Consider the following 22696-nt stretch of genomic DNA (forward strand, 5'->3'; position numbering starts at 1 on the left):
GCGGTTTACTGCGGTGTATCTTTATTCTCTTCTCCCCTTACCTCATCACGGATAGGGCTGGCATCCCAGCCTTTCCCCTCATCCAGCCAGGATTTGATCCGATCGGAAGAAATGAGTTTTTCCATTTCTTCAATCCGTTCTTTCATGGAGTTGACATACTGTTTTTTATCATCGCGCAGCGCCGATAACCCTTTCAGCGAACGTTCATCCTGCCGGAAAAAAGTACGGGCTGCACGTTCGCTGTGATAGGCTCGCTGGCCCAGCATACGCAAGGCATCTACGCCCAGCCGCAGGGAGGTATCCACGGTTTCCCGGTAAATATGCAGCACACCCAGATCCATCAGCTCAAAGGTATCTTCTACCTGTTTGGAGCGCACCAATAATTGGAGGTGTGGAAAGTAACGTTGTGCCATCACGACTATCTCCCGCGTTTGTTCTGTGTTATCGGTAGCAATGATGAGTATTTTGGCATCTTTCGCGCCGGCAGCTGCCAGCAGATCATAGCGGGAGGCATCACCGTAATATACTTTGATACCCAGGTTATGCAGGGCATCCACCCGGTCGGAGTCCATATCCAGGATGGTGGCATGGATCCCGTTGGCACGGAGGAATCGCCCGGTCATGCTGCCAAACCGGCCAAAGCCGGCAATGATAACGGGATTCTTTTCGTTGATTTCATCGGCATCCCGTTCTTCTTTTAACTCCGACATCGTAAAGTGTGGCTGGATGACTTTTTCATACAACAACATAATCAACGGAGTAAGCGCCATACTGATGGCTACCACGGCCGTCATCATACTGGTCATGGATTCACTCATCAGGTGCGTTTGATTGGTAAAAGAAAGCAACACAAACGCAAATTCACCGATATCTGCCAACGCAAAGGCAAACAACAGGTTTTGATCGGTACTGAGTTTGAATATCTTTCCCAATCCCAGCAATACAATGCCTTTGATGGTCATAATACCAACAACCAGCCCCATGATCAGCCAGGGTTGCTGCATAATCAGTTTGAAGTCGATAGAGGCGCCAACAGCGATGAAAAATAAGCCCAGCAATAATCCTTTAAATGGTTCAATATCACTTTCCAGCTCATGCCGGTACTCACTGTTGGCCAGCACAACTCCGCCCAGAAAGGCGCCCAGTGCGGAACTGAGCCCTACGAGGTTCATCAGTACCGCAATGGCTACCACCATCAGCAGGGCGGTGGCGGTAAACAACTCTCTTACCCGGGTGCGCGCAATAACCCGCATCAACGGCCGTACCAGATACCTGCCGGCCACAATGATCACGGCCACAGCACCCAATACAACCAGGGTTTGTCCCCATCCCGGTAAATGATCCCGCAGAGAAGGGGCATGTGGTGCCGCATCTGCTGCGGCCGTACCTGCCAGCAATGGAAAGATCGCCAGCATGGGAATAACGGCAATATCCTGGAAGAGCAATACGGAAAAAGCGCTTTGTCCGGCTGAAGTTTCCATCCACCCTTTTTCATTCAGCGTTTGCAATACAATGGCCGTAGAGGAAAGAGAAAGGATCATACCCAGTGCCAGTGCAGTATTCAGGGGCTGTCCCAGCCAGAGGGCAATGGCTGCAATGGCGGCCGCACTGAGCGTAACCTGCAGCCCTCCCAGCCCAAGAATAGAAGCCCGCAACCGCCATAACAAGGCTGGTTCCAGCTCAATACCAATTAAAAATAACATCATCACCACGCCAAATTCAGCGAAGTGCATGATATCTTCTCCCTCCTTCCCGATAAAACCCAGTAGCGAAGGGCCAATAATAACGCCTGCCAGCAGGTAGCCCAATACAGCGCCCAGTCCCAGTTTTTTGGCGATGGGTACAAATACAATGGCTGCTGCCAGGTATACCATGGACTGAAAAAGTAATGAGTGTTGATCCATATTATTGAAGTTGAGCGGGAAGGTGAAGAATATCCTGCAGGTACTGCAGGCCGGGTAATACAGCCAGATCAAAATGATCCTGGCGCAGTAACGTCAGCGTATCGCGAAACAGCTGCGCCTGTTCCCTGATTTCTGTCAGCTCCATCCGGTGCAATCCATAAATAACATAAGGGGCGGCATATTGCATGTTGCACAGCCGGGCGGTTTGCTGATAGGGTAACAGGAACTGGCGAAGATCATGCTGGTGGATACCTGCCGGTGTATAGGCACTTTCGCCGGCGCCGGTAGAAATGATATTGGTGAAATATTTTCCCTGCAGCGCTTTGCCGGTATGACCATAAGCCCATCCATGCTCCAGCACCAGGTCCTGCCACTGCTTTACAATAGCCGGTGCACTGTACCAGTAAAAAGGATGTTGCATCAGTATAATATCATGTTGTTCCAGTAGCTGTTGTTCACGGGCTACATTGATATCCAGATCGGGATATTGCTCATACAAATCATTAAAAGTGATGCCGGGTATACTTTTAATCGTGCGTAACAGCTGCACATGCAACCTGGATTGCTCCAGATCGGGATGGGCAAAATTGATCAATATGCGGGCCATGAGGTTGATTGATTACGAATCCGGAATTAATTTAAATCATCCTTCTGAATATTCCTGTAATAATAATCTGTATTTATTGAGAATGCTCGACTTGGAGATGAAGCCCACGAGTCTTTTATCCTGCACTACCGGCAGGTTCCAGGCATTGGCGGCGTCAAACTTCTTAATCACCTGGTTGATGTTATCTTTTGGTGAAACAATAGCTGGTGGCGCTTTCATGAGTTGTTTCACGGTAACGGTATCGTATACATCCGGATTAAACATGATAGGCCTGATTTCATCCAGGGTAATGATCCCTTCAAATACCTGCTGCTGATTCACTACTGCAATGATATTCCGGTTGCCGGCTTTCACCAGTTCAATCAGGTCGCGGAGGGTAGCATCGATTGTAATCAGCTGTACATCTTTTTCCACGAGTTCATCCATTTTGAGGAGCAGCAGAATATTTTTGTCGTGCTCCCGTGTAAATACTTTTCCCTCTTTCGCCAGCTGTTTGATTTCGGGAGAGATGGGTGAGAACCATTTAGCCAGCAGGAAAGAAATGGTAGACACAATCATCAGCGGAATAAACAGATCGTAGCCGGAGCTGGATTCTGCTATCAGGAAGATGGCCGTGAGCGGAGCATACATGACACCGGCCATTACGCCCGCCATGCCTACGATTACCAGATTGGTGACCGGAATATCCGTGATGCCCAGCTGCTGACAGAGCATGGCAAAAAAGAAGCCGAGGAACCCACCGGAGAATAAAGAAGGCGCAAAGTTCCCGCCATTACCACCGCTTTGTATGGTAATGGAAGCCGCAAAGGCTTTCAGTAAACAAACGCATCCCGTAAATATCAATATCATCCAGCTTTGGATGGGCAGGTACCGGAAAAAGCTGTTCTGTAAAATCGTTTCACCCTGACCGTTAGCCAGCGACTTTACACTGGTATAACCTTCTCCGAACAACGGCGGTAAAGCCACACAAAGCGCAGATACCAGTAAACCCCCCAGCATGGCTCTACGCAGGGCGCTCCATTTCAGGCGGTGGAAAAAGTGTTCCACCTTTTGTGAGATCACCACATAATAACGGGCATAAAGTCCGCTCAGAAGGCCCAGCACCAGGTAAAAAGGCAGGTTATGATAGTTGAAGGCAGTACGGGATTCAAAGTGAAACAATACTTCTTCCTGCAAGATGATTTTAGATAAGAGACTGCCGCAAACCGCTGCTACAATCAGGGGCATGAAGTCGGAAAACACGACGCCGGTCAGTAGTATTTCAAAGGCAAACATCATCCCGGCGATGGGCGCATTGAAGGCTGCCGCAATACCGGCAGTGGCGCCGGCGGCCAGTAGCAAGGTTCTTTCTTTATAGCCCAGGTGGTAGGTACGGGCATAGTTAGACCCGAGTGCAGCACCGGTAACAGCAATAGGGCTTTCCAGTCCGGCAGAACCACCTAACCCCACGGTAATGGCGCTTTGCAGCACCTGCGAATACATTTTTACAGGAGGTATCAGGCTGGAGTTGAGCGCAATTTCATGCAGAATGGCAGGTATGCCTTTACGGGCCTGGCCTTTGAAAAACCATACTACCATGAGCGTAGTTAACACAATACCCAGAAAAGGGAATACCAGATAAAAAACAACCTGGGTGCTGAAGTGTACTTTGTAGGTAATAAAATAGTGGATGTAGTGGACCAGCATTTTCAGGACAACACCGGCAATACCTGCGGCGCAGCCTACAATAATACCAGACAGCAACAGGAACTGATTCCTGTTCATTTTGCTGTGGAGCCAATGAATAACCAGTTCATAGCTCCTGACCTTCTTCATGCTGTATTGCTCAAAGTCACGTTTGAATCTGAAAAAGCTATGATATTTCCGGATGCGGTTAAATTGGCTCATGCCGCAAATTTAGGGATCAGAGCTCAATCAGTGCATAAACTTTATCATTCATATAGGGGCCGCCGGGGTGACGGGCCGTATAATCGAGGTTAATCCAGTACTCGCCTTTCAGCTCGTGATAGTATATTTCTCTCACCACAGGCCTGGGGAAAAGTGTGATGATGGCCTGTTTCATGACTTCAAATTCATCTTCGTTGCCACAATATAGTTCGGGATACGCGTGTCCTTTGATCAGTACGATGCGGCAGCGTGCGCCAATAGATTGCAGGCAGGAAGTCATTAAAATGGAATGGTCGTCGCAGTCGCCGCCCAAACCGTTTTGGATGGTTTCCTGTGGTGTGGCAAAGTATTCATCCCTGCGGGAATCCAGCACATATTTAAAACGACTGTTGATAAAACGGAAGAGCGAGAGGAAGCGCGTTACCTTACCATATTTATAAAAGTATTCATCGTAGTAGTCCAGCGAATGTTTAACGGAAAAGTTGCGTACCACCGAATCCCGGTAGTTGATTTTTTCCCGCATGCCTCTCACGGTTTTATCGCGATAGCTTTCCACCCTTTTGGGGTACAAGCTGAGGATGTCCAGTTGTTTGCTGTCTTTCGCGCCCCAGTTGCCCTGCACCATTCCTTTATAGTCGTTGATAACGTTGGAGAAGGTATAGCGATGGGTATACCGGTTAATCAGCAACAGGCCACATACCAGGAGGAAGGCCGGAATGATGAGGGGCCGGAATACCCAGCGGAGTATAAATACAAGCAGACAGCTGACAACAACCGACAACACCAGGTCTATATGCCAGCCGTTTGCTACCAGAGGTGGTACAAAGCGGTTGATATAAGGCGCCAGTGGCAAGAGTGTCAGGAGGCTCAGTATATTGAGCAGTAATTTCTGTGTTGCAGTATACCTGCTTTCATCGATGGCCATTATGCTATGCAATAAAGCAAAATTATGCCATAATTACCGCGCAAAATTAGAAACAGCCTGTTTAAAAGAGGTACTTTTTCTGATCAGCTCAATTTGCTGGAGGGTATCATTTTTCTGTTTCTCCATTTGCAGTTGCTGGTAAATTTTTTGCAGCAAACCGAAATTCATAAGAGCCAGTATCTTGAAATCCAGCTTCTGAGCGGCTTCTACGGCTGTTTCGGCAATACGGATCGCTTTATTGAACTCGTGTTCATTAAAGTATACGCTGGCATACAGCATTTTTTGTAATGATTCCAGGTATTTCCCGCCGAAATAATCCGAAGAATATTTTTTGAGGATCTGGTCTGTATGCCGGCAAATCCGTTCCGCCGATTTGGTGTTGCCCAATCCGAGGAAGGCCTGCGCCTGCCAGCAGAGTAACATCAGCCGGAAGGAATCGGTTTTCCTGTGTGGCAGCGAAGGATAGGTTTCAAAGAGACGTTGGGTGAAGTGGAGCAGATGGTTATTATCTCCCAGCAGTATAAATACAGTACCCATATTCCGGAATACAATTTCCTGTGGCACCGATATATTTTTGTTGCCGGTGGTATTCCAGTAGTAAGGATAGCTATATATTTTCTCCCGGATGTTTTCATTGATGATACCAAATTTGAGGAATTCATAAATGAATAACAGGATTTCATAGGGAGATACCCACAGATCTGTAACCGTTTCATCTGCCGGATATAGCTTTTTGATGTTGTTCAGTTCCAGTTCACATTGTTCCGCATCCAGCTGTAGCAGCGCCATGGTGAAGAGCATGCTGCGTATTTTGAGCTTGTCGTGTGTCGCTTCCGCCAATCCGAGGAGGGCGGTGAGCACTTTCCGTTTCCGGAACTGAATGAATTCATCATTAATAATACTGCTGATCAGGTTTTTCCGGAAGAAGCCTGGCGGGAAGATGGATTTCAGTTCTCCTTTGTTGTTGCCTTCGTGTTGATAGTGCAATACGAGGTATTCCAGGAGATGTGATTTTTCGATATTGGCCAACGGCAGATGCAGCATTTTAATGATGCTTTCCGTTTGTGCGTGGGTGATAGCATAGCGCAACAGCCATCTGAATACGCCGATCCGGTAAGGGGATTGCGGCAGATGGGTGAGTATATCCAGGAGCACCTGTTCTGTGATTTCCTGGTTGCTGCTATTGAGGTAGTGCATAGCCACAAAGTATTCCAGCAGGAACGTGTGGGCAAAGCGCACTTTTACATGGAACATGATTTCCTGGCTGAGATTTTCTTCTACCAGGATATTATCTGCCAGTAACTCTTTATAGGCCGGAAAAAGTTCAGCGTTCTGATTGAGCAGTAGTTTTTTGTCGGTATAGATACCGGTTCTACCCATATCCAGTAATGCCAGTAATTTTTCTATGATTTTTATTTTGAAGGCATTGCTGGGAGAATTGAATACCCGGTTTTGAATAAAGCGGGATACAATTTCGAAGAGACTGAGGTGTTCATCCACAAAAGTCTGATCCGGTCCGCTGTTGAGCTGACAGAATAGCTGCAGATAATAAGGATGCCGCAGTTTTTGCAGGAAGCTTTCGGAGAAGAGCCGTACAGTAGCCGGGTCAAACTGTTGGTTATACAGAATGGACTTGACTTCCTGTTCCGTGAGTTGTGGTATGTTGATGTTTGTTTCTTCGTCCATTTCTGCACCCAGGTACCAGTAACGCCGGAAGGCAGGGTATTGCTGCGATTGCTGGAATATTTCAGACCAGGTACTGCTGCGGATAGAGAGGATGACTTTTACCCACGGATACAGATCGTTGGAATAAACGAAATCTTCCAGTTTGGAGTAGAGCATGCGGAGCTTCTCTCCTGCTACGGCAATTTCATCGAAGCCATCTACTATTAATATAAGGCGTCCTCCCTTTTTATCGAAATGACTGGCAAAGTATTCCCGGAAGTTTTCTCCGTTGCCCAGGTTCATTTGGTTATCGAGCCAGGTAGAGAGGGAGAAGCCTTTCAACAGGAGGCTGCCGGCGGCATGTGCATGTATGAACCAGCAGATATCTTCTTTATAGCGGGCTTCTTTACCAAACCAGAAATATTCTGCGAGGTGTACGAGTGCCAGTGACTTTCCCCACCCTGATGGCGCAATTAATGCGGTGGCCGCATAATCACTTTCCAGGAAGCGTTCTATATGTGCATTGCAGGAAGAACGGTGTACGGTATGGGAGAAAGTAATACCCGACCGGTTTTTGAGAGTGAGCATCGTGTAATGGGAAACGGCGTCTGCTTTGGTTTTCAGGTCGGCCCATTTACTATTATCCAATGGCTCGGCAGTTGCTGAATTGCTTTTGGTAGCAGCGTTCAGCTGTCTGTAATGATGTTGCTGAAAATCTTCCCAGTCTTTATACTGACAATACTGCGAAAGGGTATTCAAGGTATATCTGGAGAAGCTGTGTTGCGCTACAGCAAATCCGAACACACGCTTGAGCGTAGTTTCGCTTACCAACTTTGTGGTGTCATCCAGTATGGACTGAGAGAGATGTTTGCAATCTCCAGGTAGCATGACTTCAACACCAAACCTGCGTAATACTTCATTTTGCAGTGTGATGATAAAGTCATAGGATAGATCAATCATAGGGGACAATAATGGAATTTTTGAATCTCGGTACTGTTTTTAATTACGTATGGATCAGGGGTTTAGATTTCGGGGGAGGCAAATGAACAAAATGAACAGAAGGCATTAAGTTGAATTATATATATTATTATTGATAATAAGATTCTGGCTACTTTTGAAATAAAAAATATCATCTATGTATAATAATTAAATTATCAATTCCCTGTTTATCAGTGTGCCACATTTGTCGGGCTTGTTGGCAGCAAGAGAAAAATATTTACCAGATCTGAAAAAATAAATCGTCGGATAAAAAAATGCATAATTTTTTTTATCTTTTATGATATAAACTGTCTTTTATACACGTTTCCCCTCATTAGAAAATTGTTCAATTTGAACAAAATGAATAATGTTTCAGCAAATTGAATAGGTTGAACAATGCCCCTTTGTAATGAATAAAAAGACCTTTTCATTTACGGCCCCATCATTCTACTTTCGTAGCTGTTTTATAACATTCCATTAACATTTTTAAGGAAGTATACTTATTTATCAACCAGTATCCCTTCCCCAAAAAATCACTTCTTAACCTGGCCTCCTTAAAGAGTTTTATTGTATCTCAATGAAACTGAACACCTTATATTCAAATATTTGATGCTATGCATTCAAACGCTACTCCTTATTGCCCTCTTATTGTACGCACTTCAGTCCCGGAATCAAAAGGGAGAAAAAACACTGTGTTACGCAGTGGATGGACTACCCGTAAGGGAGTTACAGGTATGGCCTGGAAAAGCCTCCTGTTACTGCTCTTACTTTTCGGAACAGGCATCAAAGTGGGTTGGTCCCAGTCCTATACGCAACGGGTATACGCTAATACGCAGGCAAAAGGTAATACTGGTCTGTGTGTACTATGCGATGTACTCAATCCCACCAATGCCACTGATGTTACTGGCAGTTTCCTGAATACCTATTCTACCATTACTGCTGGTGTATCCCTGTTATCAGCTACACAATATCAGGACCTGATATTTCCGTCAGGACAACTACCTAATGGCTCAGACGGCGCCATTGTAAAAATAGGTACTGGTGGTATACTCACTGCCCAGTTGCTGGGAGGTATCTACGTACAGGCCTATAATGGTAATACAGCTGTTGGTAACCGCGAAACAGCCAATGATGCGCTGCTCGGGCTCCTGGCTGCCGGCAATCAGGCAGAAGTTTATCTGGCCCCTCCCAATGTTCCTTACGACAGGGTAAGGGTAACCATCGATGCCGGCTTGCTCGGCGCTGCTGTCAACATTAATGTATTTGCTGCCTATTATAATAAACCGGCAACCGGCACACTCGCCTGCGACCGGCCTATAGATGTTTTATCTGGCCTCAGCGGAAATGTAGGCGCCCTCGGTAGCGTAGTCAATGCACCTTTGGCGATAGATAACAACCCCGCTACTTCTGCTTCCTTGAATACCGTATTGAGCGCCACCGGTTATGCACAGGTAACGGCTATCTTTCCCGGTCTTTCAAAAAATGGTGACTCAGTAGCCCTCATATTATCTAACCCCGCCTCCATATTAACAATACAATTATTAAATGCACTAACCATTATTACCTATAATGGTCAAACAAAAGTAGACAGTATCACCGGCTCCAGTGGCCTCCTCTACTTGGCACTGCTTTCGGGAGGAAGCGGGCCGCAAACGGTCCGGTTTAAACCTACCGCTCCTTTTGATCATATACAATTAAGATTCGGCGCACTGGTAAATGCGCTTTCGTCGCTTAATGTACATGAGATCCTGCGATACCCGCCGGCACCTGCTGCCAATCCGGCTCTCCGTACTACCTGCGTAGGAACTCCGATTACTTTAAACGTAAGTAATCCGGATGCTACACTTACTTATAAATGGTATGACTCCACACAGACAACAGTTGTACAAACAGGTACCAGTTACAGTCCACCGGTAAATGTTGCCGGCAGTTTCCGTTACTATGTTTCTGCTACCAGAACCAACTGTACAACCGAATCAGCAAAAGCACTGGTCAATGTATTGGTAAATAACCCGTCCATTGCTACAGATGTTACTGTACCACCGACTACGGTATCCTGTACCGGTGATACTGTGAAGATTACCCCAACTACTACCTTCATACATCATCCGGTATTCCGATGGTATAAGGATAATAATAAAACAACCGCTATCACCGATGGTCTCACAGAAGGCGCGGTGAAATATTTTGTGGCCGCCAATGGCAGATTAAGTGTAACAGGACTGGCCTCCGGTACCTATAATTATTTTGTGAGTGTGGAAGATAGCCTCCATTGTGCTAACGTAGCCGGTACACTGGCCACTGCTTCGGTTACTGTAGGTGCGAAACCGGCAGCACCGGTAGTGGTACCTGTACTGTCTACCACAACCGGTCAAACCGTTACCTTAACCGCTGCTGATGTACCCGGTGCTAATATCTTCTGGTACAGCGATACTACGCAGGCGCCTATCGGTACTGGTCCGAGCTTCGTGGTAGGGCCCTTTACCGTACCGGGTGTGAATATCTATTTCGCCAGTGTAAAATTATCCGGCGGATGTGAATCATTCCGTGTACCCGTTACCGTTACAGTTACCGGACCGGTAATACCTACTTCCTGTAACGTACCTACCAGTCAGGCAACCGGTACTACTTTAGGTTGTATCCTGTGTAATGTAATGGATCCGACAAATGATATTGATAACGACCCCAATAACTTTACCCGCCTGAATATTCCGGTAGGCTTACTGGGTGGTTCTGTTTATCAGGAACTGATCTTCCCCGTACTGGGGGCAGCTACCGACAGCCTCCGGCTGGACCTGGCTTCTCCGGGTGGTTTGGCAGATGTAGGCCTGCTGGCAGGAACCGTTATCTCTGTATATAATAATACAACCCTGATCAGAAGAGATACGATTGCGGATGTACTTACACTGCGTCTCTTATCCGGTACCCGTTACACCGTAACCGTACCTACCGGCGCACCTTATAACAAGGTGGAAATAAGAATGACCGGTGTGGCTAACCTGCTTACCTCCCTCGATATCTACGGGGTGAGAGCAGTCAGTCCGAATCCGGCGCTCAGTGTTGGCGGTACTACGGTTTGCGTGGGACAACGTGCGGTATTAACTGCTACACCGGTATCCGGTACTTCGGTGCGCTGGTATGCAGACTCCACTTCTACCAGCATCCTCAGCAACCAGCCTACCTATACTACCGATACCCTGCGCACAGCGGGTACCTTTAAATATTATGTACAGGTAGTAGGCGCTAATGGTTGCGCCAATCCGGAACGTGTACCCGTGATTGTTACCGTAACCGCCACCGCTACTGCTGCAGATATTACCCTGGCTGACACCACCAACTCCTGTATCAATACGAATACAGTATTGGCGCCGACAGCTACCGGTGTAACTGCTCCGGTATTTAAATGGTATAAAGACGCCAATAAAACGGTAGCCATTACCAATGGCCTGATAGAAGGCGCTGTGAAATACGCGGTGGATAGCACAGGTAAACTGACCATTACCGGATTAACTACGGGCAACTATACTTATTATGTAAGTGTATCCGGCAGCAACCGTTGTGAAAATGTAGCGGGCGCTCTGAAAGCTGCCCATGTGAAAATTACGGCAGCACCAAATCCACCGGTACTCAACCAGGCCTATGCAGTTACAACCGGTTTGCCATTAACGTTGCTGGCTACGCCGGTACCAGGTGCTACTATCGAGTGGTACATTGATACCCTGCAGGCACCGATAGCTACCGGTAATTCCCTGACACTGGCTCCATTCAGTACGCCGGGCATCTATACCTATTATGCAGGTGTAAGATTGCCGGGTGGTTGCGTATCTGCCCGTGTACCGGTGGTGATCACTGTTACCGGTCCGGTAGTGCCTACCAGCTGTAATGTACCTACCAGCCAGTTAACCGGTACTACCTTAGGTTGTATCTTATGTAGTGTTACCAACCCTACCAACGACATCGATAATGATCCCACCAACTTTACCCGCCTTAATATTCCGGTAGGTTTACTGGGAGGTTCTGTTTATCAGCAGTTGATTTTCCCTGCACCAGGCGCCGCTACCGACAGTATCCGGCTGGATCTGGCTTCTCCGGTAGGACTGGCTGATGTAAGTCTCCTCGGTGGTGCGGTGATATCTGTATATAATAATACCACTTTGGTAAGCAGAGATACGATTGCCGATCTGCTGACCTTACGCTTATTAACCGGCAACCGCTTCACGGCAACGGTACCTACCGGTGCACCTTACGACCGAGTGGAAGTAAGAATGACCGGTGTGGCTAATCTGCTCACTTCTCTGGATATCTACGGCGTAAGAGCGGTGGCACCAAGTCCTGCAGTAGCTGCCGGCGGTACGACGGTTTGTATTGGTCAGCGTGCGGTGTTAACAGCTACGCCTGCTGCTGGTACTACGGTTCGCTGGTATGCAGATTCTACTGCTACCACAGTATTGAGCACCAACAACACCTATACCACCGACACACTGAAAACAGCCGGCATAGTTAAATACTACGTGCAGGCAGTAGCAGCCAATGGTTGCGCCAATCCTGACCGGGTACCAGTGATCGTTAACGTAACAGCAGGAGCTACCGCAGCAGATATTACGCTGGCGGATACTACTTTGTCCTGCCTGGGTACTACTACCATCCTGGCGCCTACTGCAACTGGTGTAACAGATCCGAAATTCAGATGGTATAAAAACGCCAACAAAACAATTCCGATCACAAATGGCCTGACAGAAGGCAATGTAAAATATGCGCTGGACAGCACAGGTAATCTTACCATTACCGGATTGTCTGCAGGTAACTACACCTATTATGTGAGCGTATCCGGTACCAACCGTTGTGAAAACGGACCTGGCGCTCTGAAAGCGGCTCATGTAAAAGTAACGGCAGCACCAAATCCGCCGGTACTGACCCAAACCTACGCTGTTACTACCGGTCAGCCGTTGACGTTACTGGCTACACCAGTACCGGGTGCTACCATCGAATGGTATACCGATACCCTGCTGGCACCGATAGCTACCGGTAATTCCATTACCCTGCCTCCTTTCAACAGTCCTGGTGTATATACTTATTACGCAGGTGTGAGAGGTGCAGGCGGTTGTGTATCTACCCGCGTACCAGTGGTGATCACTGTTACCGGTCCGGTAATACCTACCAACTGTAATGTGCCTACCAGCCAGTTAACCGGTACTACCCTGGGTTGTATCTTATGTAGTGTTACCAACCCAACCAACGACATCGATAATGATCCAACCAACTTCACCCGCCTGAATATTCCGGTAGGTTTACTGGGAGGTTCTGTTTATCAGCAGTTGATTTTCCCTGTAAAAGGCGCGGCTACCGACAGTATCCGGCTGGATCTGGCTTCTCCGGTAGGATTGGCAGATGTAAGCCTGCTGGGTGGTGCTGTGATATCTGTATATAATGATAGCATTCTGGTAAGCAGAGATACGATTGCCGATCTGCTGACCTTACGCTTATTAACCGGCAACCGCTTCACGGCAACGGTACCTACCGGTGCACCTTACGACCGCGTGGAAGTAAGAATGACCGGTTTGGCCAACCTGCTCACTTCTCTGGATATCTATGGTGTAAGAGCCGTAGGACCGAATCCGGCTATAGCCAGTAAAGAAGTAACCATATGTGCTGGTCAGCGTGCGGTATTAACCACCACACCTGCCGCTGGTACTTCCATCCGCTGGTATGCCGATTCCACTACGACAGTGATCCTGAGTACAAACAGTACCTACACGACAGATACCCTGAAAATTGCAGGTACCTATAAATATTACGCACAGGTGGTAGCAGCCAATGGTTGCGCCAACCCTGATCGTATACCATTCACGGTGTTTGTAACACCTACTGCTACCGCAGCGGATATTAACCTGGCGGATACCACTGTTGCCTGTGCAAGCAAAGACGCAGTACTGGCGCCAAAAGCAACCGGCGTAACCGCTCCGGTATTCAAATGGTATAAAGATGCCAGCAAAACAGTGGCGATTACCAATGGCCTGACAGAAGGTAATGTGAAATATACACTGGATAGTACCGGTGTACTCACCGTTACCGGATTAACAGCAGGTAATTATACATATTATGTAAGCGTATCCGGTACCAACCGTTGTGAAAATGCTGCCGGCGCCCTGAAAGCGGCGCATGTAAAGGTAGTCACCACTCCGGCTGCACCAATTGTAACAGGCGATGTGATTGTAAATACAGGTCAGCAGGCAACCTTAACGGCTACGACGGTTCCAGGTGCCACCATCGTTTGGTATAATGATATCAATGCAACTACGCCGCTGGCTACTGGTAGTCCATATGTAGTAGGTCCGTTCAACAATCCGGGTACCTATACTTACTATGCTGCCGCCAGTATTGCAGGCGCCTGCGAATCTCCGCGGGTAGCTGTACGGGTAGTGGTGAATGGGCCGGTAATTCCGTCTCAGGAATGTAACGTGCCTACCAGCCAGGAATCCGGTACCACACTGGGTTGTATCCTGTGTAGTGTAACCAATCCGAATAATAGTATCGACAGTATCAAAACAAACTTTACCCGGTTAAACATCCCGGTAGGTATACTCGGAGGTTCCGTATACCAAAGACTGATCTTCCCGAACCGTGGCGCAGCGGGTGATAGCATCCGTATCAGTTTTGCAGCACCAGGTGGTTTGGCAGATGTAAGTTTACTGGGTGGGGTATTGTTATCTGTATACAACAATAATACGCTCGTAAAAGTAGATACGCTGGCTTCCTTACTGACACTCCGCTTATTGAGCGGTCAGCAGTTTGCAGCTACGATCCCTGCCACCGCTGCTTATGACCGGGTGGAAGTGAGACTCACAGGTGTATTGAACCTGCTCAATTCAATAGATATTTATGGTGCAAGAGTGTTCTACGCACACCCTGCGATCAATACAAAAGATACCACAGTATGTATCAATAACAGGGCTACGCTGCGCGTAACACCGGCGCCTGGTACAACCGTTCGCTGGTACGCAGATTCTACCAGCAACATTGTATTAAGCACACAAACAACTTATGTAACCGATACCCTGAAAACAGCGGGTAAAGTAACTTACTATGTAGCTGCTGTAGGTGGTCCGGCTAATTGTCCGAACCCTGCACGTGTACCGGTAAGCGTTACTGTAACGCCTGCTCCTGCTGTACCGGGTGCACCGCAGACAGTGAATGTATGTCCGGGCACCGATGCGGTACTGGCCGTAGCTAATCCTGTAAAAGGCTATCGCTACAACTGGTACAATGTGGCTACAGGTGGTACCAAACTGAATTCCGACAGTGGCTTCACTTACAAAGTACCTGCCGTAAGTAAGGATACTACTTTCTATGTGGAAGCTGTCAGCAGTTGTGGTGCCGTTTCACCAAGACAATCCTTCCGTCTTGTAATGTCTGCGGCCCTCACCGCACCTACCGTAACACCTAATCCGGATACGGTATATATAGGCGTGCAGGCCAGACTGACAGCCACTTCTCCGGTTGCCAATGTGACCTTCAAATGGTTTGGCAGCCAGAACGGAACTGATAGTCTGTTTACCGGACCAACCTTCATTCCGCCAACCAGCAATACCCCAGGTACCGCTACCTATTGGGTGGAAGCTACCCTGGCAAGCGGAGGAACCTGTAAATCCATCCGGGTACCTGCAACAGTGGTATACATTCCATTTGGCGGTCCGCAGGCGGTACCATGTGAAGGCGCTTCTTCACAAACGATTGGTGGTGGTGGCCTGCTGATACTGGGCAATGTTTACAACCCTGCCCTGGCAGTAGATAATGACGCCAGCACAGCCTCTTCCCTGGTGATTAACCTGGGAGCCCTGAATGCACAGGTATGGCAACGTGCTAAATTCAATGGCGTATCCTTACCGGGCGACACCGTGAGAGTACTGGTATCTAACCCAAGTCAGGTACTGTCTGTAGGCGTACTGGGAGGTATTCAGTTAACTACCTATAATGGTAATACACCGGGTGACTCCGTATTGATCAATAACCCGCTGCTCAAAATCACCTTGCTGAGCAGTCAGAAACAAGCATTACTGGAATTTGTACCTACCAAAGCATTTGATGCCGTAGAACTGAAACTGAAATCAGGTATACTGGGTGCATTGACAGAAATCGACTTCAACTATGCGCAGCGTGCCCTCGTACAACCTAAAGTACAGGCCGCGCAGGTGACTGCATGTGCCGGTGGTACTGCTACGCTCAACGTACAGGATCCGGTGGCTGGTGTTACTTACCGCTGGTATACCGCTAATGGTATTTACCTCGCAGGTAAAGATGGCAGCAGCTTTACAACAGGTGCACTGAATAGTGATACCAGCTTCTTTGTAGAAGCATTCAGAAATGGTTGTGCAAGCAAAGGCAGAACAAAAGTAGATGTGAAAGTAGCTGCCAAACCTGCAGCACCAACCGTACAGGCAGCAAGTGTGGAAGTTTGTACCGGCTCGGATGCCGTACTGGCCGTAGCAAATCCTGTAAAAGGATACAGCTATAACTGGTACAACGTAGCTACAGGTGGTACCAAACTGAATACCGACAGTGGATTTACATTCAAAGTAGTGAATGTGACCGCACAGGCGATCTACTATGTAGAAGCCGTGAACGACAGCTGTAATACTATTTCTGCTACCAGAACAGCCGTAACCGTGAAACCGGCCGCCGCACTGGCGCCGCCAACCGTTACACCGGCTGTAGATACCGTAGCCGTGAATCAGCAACCGGTGTTCAAAGCCACTGCTGCTTCTGCCAATGCGGTATTCTACTGGTTTGCTTCTCAGACAAGTACAGATACTTTATTCAAAGGAGCATTGTTTGCCGCTCCGGCTTCCCCGGCTCCGGGTACCGTTACCTACTGGGTGGAAGCAGTACTGCCAGGTGCTACTATCTGTAAATCACCGAGAGTACCTGCTACCGCTATTACCATCATCCCTGGTCAGGATCCTGTTCCTTGTGAAGGCGCTACCGGACAAACGATCGGTGGATCAGGCCTGCTGATACTGGGTAATGTGTTTAATCCACAGCTGGCGGTAGATAATAACGTCAACACGGCATCTTCCCTGGTGATCAACCTGGGTGTATTAAATGCCAGTGTATGGCAAAAAGTAACCTTCAATGGTATATCCACACCAGGTGATACCGTAAGGGTATTACTCTCTGCTCCTGCACAGGTACTTTCTGCAGCAGTACTGGCCAGCATCCAGCTGACTACGTACAACGGCAACACACCGGGCGATTCTATCCTGGTATCTAATCCGTTGCTGCATCTGAGCCTGTTCCCGGGTAGCAGACGTGCCCTGCTCTCTTTCGTTCCAACCAAACAGTTTAATGCGGTAGAACTGAAACTGAAATCAGGTGTACTGGGTGCCCTCAATGAAGTAGACTTCAATTATGCACAACGTGTGATTGCACAGCCGAAAGTACAAACCAGCAATGTGTCTGTATGTAAAGGCAAACGTGCCACCCTCAGTGTAACAAACCCTGTTGCAGGCGTTGTTTACAGCTGGTACGACAGCAAAGGCATTCACTTGCTGGATAGCATCGCTTACCAGACACCGGCAACCCTCGATTCAGGTATTTACAACTATACTGTAAGAGCCAGCAGAAACAATTGCGTAGGCGCGGCATCCGCTGCAGCACAGGTTACCGTTCTGGGCTTACCAAAAGCACCGATACCAGCCAGTGGCAACAGTACCTCCACTTGTCTGAATACACCAGTAACCCTCAGCGTAAACGCGGTACCAGGTGTAACCTTCAACTGGTATACCACAGCTACCGGTGGTGCATTGCTGGCAGGCAATACAAATAGTTATACCACGCCGGCCAACCTGCCGGTAGGTTCCTACACATTCTATGTAGAAGCCGTAAATGCTAATAACTGCGCAAGCGACAGCGCACGTACGAAGGTTGGCCTGAGAGTAGATAGTGCAGCTACTGCAGCAGATATCAACGCAGCAGATCAGTCAGTATGTGTGGGCGGCACGGTAGTGTTGACACCAACCACTACAACCATACCGAACCCGGTATTCAAGTGGTATGCTAATCCTGACAGAACAGGACCTATCACGAAAGGCGTGAGCGCAACAGGCGTATTGACCATTCCTGGATTGGCTGCCGGTACTTATACTTACTATGTAAGCGTAAGCAACAGCGGCAGATGTGAAAATGCGGCCGGCTCACTGAAAGCAGTGAAAGTAACGGTGAATAATCCGGCTACGGCGCCTGATATTGTGCTCGCAGATACTACTATCTGTGCGCAGGGTACCGTGAAGCTGACCGCCACCAGTACCACTGTTACCAATCCGGTATTCAAATGGTATAAAGAGGCTAGCCTGCAAACCCTGCTGTTTACCGGCGCCACTTATACTACTCCGGTTATCACGGCAAAAACTTCCTACTATGTAACTGTAGAAGGCGATAACAGATGCGCCAATATAGCTGGTAATGCGAAAGTGGTAACTGTAACCGTACTCAATGTACCGGTACCGATTATCAAAGCATCTGCCATCAGTATCTGCGTAGGTGATTCTGCGGTATTAACCGTGCAGAATGCAGATAACCAGTATACTTACCGCTGGTACAATGTACCAACAGGTGGTACACCGATCTTCACCGGTACTACCTATGTAGTGAAAGGCCTCACGGCTTCCGCAGACTTCTATGTAGAAGCAACGGCCGCTAACTGCAGCAGTGCTACCAGAGCGAAAGTGTCCATCGGCGTTGGCACCGCACCGGTTCCAATCCTGGAAGCTAATAATGTAACCGTTTGTCAGGGCGGAACTGCAGTACTGAAAGTTATCTCCAGTACTAATGGTATCACCTACAGATGGTATACTACCCCAACAGGTGGTACGCCTATTTTCACCGGACCAATCTTTACTACGCCGGCACTGAATGCAAATACTACTTATTATGTAGATGCAACAGGTGATAGTGCCAATTGTGGTAAACCATCTGCCCGCGCTGCAGCCAAAGTAAATGTAGTACCGGTTCCACCGGCACCGGTACTGGTGAGTGCAACCGTACAGGTTTGTAAAGGCCAGAATGCGACATTGGCTGTCAGTAGTCCACAGGCAGGTGCTACTTACCAATGGTACAATACTGCAACAGGCGGCACCTTGTTATTCACCGGTCCTGTTTATGAAGTGGTAGCTCCGGATAGCACCGTAAGCTACTATGTACAGGCCCTGATTAATGGTGGTTGCCCAAGCGCCAGCAGGACGAAAGCAACCGTTAATGTGATCAGTATACCGGCAACACCGGTGGTGGCTGCATCTGCTGCATTTGTTTGCCAGGGCGGTACCGTAACGCTCAATATTGTAAATCCGGTACCAGGTACCACTTATCGCTGGTACAATGCAGCTACCGGTGGCACCTTACTGGCTACCGGCGCGAGCTACACAACCGGACCGCTGAACACCAGCACCGACTTCTATGCAGAAGCCAGCAATGGTAACTGTAGCAGTACAGCCAGAGCGAAAGTATCCATCGGAGTAGGTCAGGCGCCTACGCCAACACTGGAAGCCAATGCACTGACTATCTGTAACGGTACAAAAGCTACCTTCCGGGTAACATCTGCTACGAATGGCGTTACCTATAAATGGTATAATACCCCAACAGGCGGTACACCAATATTCACCGGACCTGTATTTACTTCTGATCCGCTTACAGCCAGCACCGACTTCTATGTAGAAGCAGTGGGTAACAGCGGTCAGTGTGGTGATCCGTCTGCAAGAGTGAAAGCATCTGCTACCGTAGTATCAGCTCCGGCTGCACCACAGGTGGTGGCAACAGCACTGAAAACATGTGCAGGCACAGGTATCACGGTAGCGGTGAAAGCACCGCAGGCTGGTATTACCTACGAATGGTACGATCAGGCAACCGGAGGTAATCTGCTGTTTACCGGTGCGGTATACAATGTACCGGTGGTAACCCGCAATACTACTTATTATGTGCAGGCTACGGTAGGTGCAGGTTGTACCAGCGCTACCAGAACCGGCGTGAGTGTAACTGTAGATCCGGCTCCGCCAATCCCGGCTGTAGTGGCAGACGATGTGGTGACCTGTATCGGTGGTACTGCTACCTTTACGATACAGAATCCGGATCCGACATTTACTTATCGCTGGTATGATGCACCATCCAATGGTACATTGCTGGCTACCGGTACCGCATACACGACTGCAGTACTGGCGAAAACTACGACTTATTACCTGGAAGCTGTTAACAGCGCAGGTTGCAGCAGCGCCCGCAAAGGCATCAAAGCAACTGTGGTAACTACCATCGACGCACCGTTGGCCGATCCGCTGACGATATGCAGTGGTAAAACAGGCGTATTGTCTGTGAAGAACAGACAAACAGGTGTGATCTACAGCTGGTACACAACTCCACAGGGTGGTACCGCGGTATTCAAAGGTGCAGACTTCACCATCACTCCGACAACAAGTGCTGTTTACTATGTAGAAGCATCTACCAGTGGTGGTTGTGTAAGCGCCAGCAGAACGCAGGTGAACGTAACAGTTAATCCTGCACCAACTGCACCGGCAGTAGCCGCCGCTACACTCGATGTATGTCCTGGCCAAACTGCTACCCTCCAGGTACAGAATCCGGATGCTACCTTAACGTATAAATGGTATACTTCACCACAGGGTGGTACGGCTATCGCTACCGGTGCTACCTATACAACAGGCGCTATTACTGCCAATCAGATGTATTATGTAGAAGCGTCCAATAACAATGGCTGCTCCAGCAATACCCGTACGGCAGTGAGTGTAAGGGTTACGCCGGCACCAGAAGCACCTGTTGTAACCGGTAATGATGCGGGTGTATGCCCTGGTAAAACAGCTACACTCACAGCGTCTTCTTCAACAGCTGGTGTAATATTCCGCTGGTACAGCAGTGCTACGGCTACCACACCATTGTTCACCGGGGCCGTGTTTGTAACACCGCCAATAAATCTCAATACTACTTTCTATGTGGAAGCAGCTACAACGGGCGGTTGTATCAGTACTGCCAGAACAGCAGTACAGGTGAACCTGCAGCAGATACTGGCTACACCGGTAGTAACGGTAGACAATACCACCGCTACTTCTGTTACCTTCCGCTGGGCGCCGGTAGCCGGAGCAATACGTTATGAAGTTACCCTCAACAACGGTGTATCCTTCATTCCGCCAAGTTCCGGACCTAACGGTACCACACATACGATAACCGGCTTACAACCAAATCAGCAGGTATCTATCAGGGTAAGAGCTATCGGTACCGCAGATTGTGCTACCAGTGGATTGTCTAACGCCGTAACCGGCACCTCCGCAAATCCGCAGGGTAACAATGTCTTCGTGCCAAACCTCTTCAGTCCGAATGGTGATGGGGTGAATGATATCCACTATGTATACAGCACTGCTATCGCACAACTCGAATTCAGGATTTACAATCAGTGGGGTCAGCTGGTATTTACTTCCAAAGACATCCGTCAGGGCTGGGATGGTACAATGGGAGGCCAGAAACAGCCGGTAGGTGTATATGTATACATCGTGAAGGCTACTATGCAAGATGGTACTGTAGTCACGAAGAAAGGTAACGTAACGCTCCTGCGTTAGGAAGCCACCACAAAATTTAGCAATCATTGGTAATAATAACCGGGATGCCACGGCATCCCGGTTAATCTTGAACAAGTAAAAAATGTTCCTATGAAAAGGATCTTTATAATTGCAATACTTTTAGGGAGCAGTTTGTTGCCCCGAATGTCTTTTGCACAGGTAGACCCTCACTTCTCACAGTATTACGCCTATCCGTTATGGCTTAATCCGGCCTTAACAGGTGTGATCGACGGGGACTACCGCATCAGTGGTAACTATCGTAACCAGTGGGCAAATTATGGAAAACCCTTTTCTACCGCAGGTGTATCACTGGATGCAGCTACAGATAAGAATATCGGCGTAGGATTGAATGTACTGAATATGTCGGCTGGTGATGCCGGATATAACTACTTCAATGCTATGGCCAGTGTATCCTATAGTGGGGTGAAATTTGGCCGTACCAAAACCAGTCAGCTGGTATTTGGTATCCAGGCCGGATTGATCAACAGAAGAGTAGATCCTGCCAAATTTCAAACTGGTAGCCAATATCAGCCGGTTATCGGGTATGATCCCAGTATTGCCAGTGGCGAAAATGTGAATACCACTTCTTCTACTGCTTTTGATGCCGGCGCCGGTGCTGTTTTCTTCGATGGCAATCCTAACCACACACTCAATCCTTTTATTGGATTTTCAGCGGCGCATCTTACACAACCAAAAGATCCGTTTTCAGCAGATGGAATAGAAAGAAAATTACCCATTCGTTACCTGGTACATGGAGGTAGCAGAATTAAACTGAATGAATCATTGAGTTTAACGCCAACAGGGCTCTATCTGCATCAGGGAAATGCGCATGAAATAGTAGTGGGTATGTATGCCAAACTATTGGTGAATCCCGAATTTGATTTGTTGCTGGGTAGCAATTACCGCTTTAATGATGCCGTGATTCCTTTCGCCGGGTTTCACTTCAAAAGCTTTGTGCTGGGGCTGAGCTATGATGCCAGCACGTCGAACATGCGTCGTTTGGTGAATGGTAGTCAGAGCTTTGAAATCTCCCTCTCCTTTATCAGTCGTAAAAGAAGAGTACTGAATGAAGAATATTTTATCTGTCCGCGATTATAATAATATGAAAGAAGCAGATCAGAAT

The 22696-nt window shown here is 48.2% G+C and carries 7 protein-coding genes; 2 read left to right on the forward strand and 5 right to left on the reverse strand.

The window, feature by feature from the left end:
* Positions 1 to 5: 5 nt before the first annotated feature.
* Genes OL444_RS04130 through OL444_RS04150 form a run of 5 tightly spaced genes read right to left on the reverse strand, consistent with a single transcriptional unit; the run spans position 6 to position 7948 of the window.
* Positions 6 to 1904 (reverse strand): monovalent cation:proton antiporter-2 (CPA2) family protein, encoded by a 1899-nt coding sequence (locus tag OL444_RS04130; RefSeq protein WP_264734500.1) that lies wholly within the window; start codon positions 1902 to 1904, stop codon positions 6 to 8.
* A 1-nt stretch (position 1905) separates the two neighbouring features.
* Positions 1906 to 2511, reverse strand: coding sequence for an NAD(P)H-dependent oxidoreductase (locus OL444_RS04135; RefSeq protein WP_264734499.1), 606 nt, complete (start codon positions 2509 to 2511; stop codon positions 1906 to 1908).
* A gap of 36 nt (positions 2512 to 2547) precedes the next feature.
* Positions 2548 to 4398, reverse strand: a complete 1851-nt coding sequence (locus OL444_RS04140) for a chloride channel protein (protein ID WP_264734498.1) — start codon at positions 4396 to 4398, stop codon at positions 2548 to 2550.
* Between the two features lie 16 nt (positions 4399 to 4414).
* Positions 4415 to 5335 (reverse strand): transglutaminase domain-containing protein, encoded by a 921-nt coding sequence (locus OL444_RS04145; protein WP_264734497.1) that lies wholly within the window; start codon positions 5333 to 5335, stop codon positions 4415 to 4417.
* Positions 5336 to 5356: 21 nt separating this feature from the next.
* Positions 5357 to 7948 (reverse strand): NACHT domain-containing protein, encoded by a 2592-nt coding sequence (locus OL444_RS04150; protein WP_264734496.1) that lies wholly within the window; start codon positions 7946 to 7948, stop codon positions 5357 to 5359.
* Positions 7949 to 8658: 710 nt separating this feature from the next.
* Between OL444_RS04150 and OL444_RS04155 the strand changes: the two genes are divergently transcribed.
* Together OL444_RS04155 and OL444_RS04160 are read left to right on the forward strand one after the other, a co-directional pair.
* A complete protein-coding gene (locus tag OL444_RS04155) occupies positions 8659 to 21573 on the forward strand; it encodes an Ig-like domain-containing protein (protein ID WP_264734495.1) in 12915 nt (4304 codons plus the stop codon).
* Positions 21574 to 21663: 90 nt separating this feature from the next.
* A complete protein-coding gene (locus OL444_RS04160; protein ID WP_264734494.1) occupies positions 21664 to 22671 on the forward strand; it encodes a PorP/SprF family type IX secretion system membrane protein in 1008 nt (335 codons plus the stop codon).
* Positions 22672 to 22696: the final 25 nt, after the last annotated feature.

The sequence above is a fragment of the Chitinophaga nivalis genome (assembly GCF_025989125.1).
GTDB lineage: Bacteria > Bacteroidota > Bacteroidia > Chitinophagales > Chitinophagaceae > Chitinophaga > Chitinophaga nivalis.

Coding starts and splice junctions, on each gene's coding strand:
- OL444_RS04130 (WP_264734500.1), bottom strand. CDS start 1,904: ATGGATCAACACTCATTACTTTTTCAGTCCATGGTATACCTGGCAGCA.
- OL444_RS04135 (WP_264734499.1), bottom strand. CDS start 2,511: ATGGCCCGCATATTGATCAATTTTGCCCATCCCGATCTGGAGCAATCC.
- OL444_RS04140 (WP_264734498.1), bottom strand. CDS start 4,398: ATGAGCCAATTTAACCGCATCCGGAAATATCATAGCTTTTTCAGATTC.
- OL444_RS04150 (WP_264734496.1), bottom strand. CDS start 7,948: ATGATTGATCTATCCTATGACTTTATCATCACACTGCAAAATGAAGTA.
- OL444_RS04160 (WP_264734494.1), top strand. CDS start 21,664: ATGAAAAGGATCTTTATAATTGCAATACTTTTAGGGAGCAGTTTGTTG.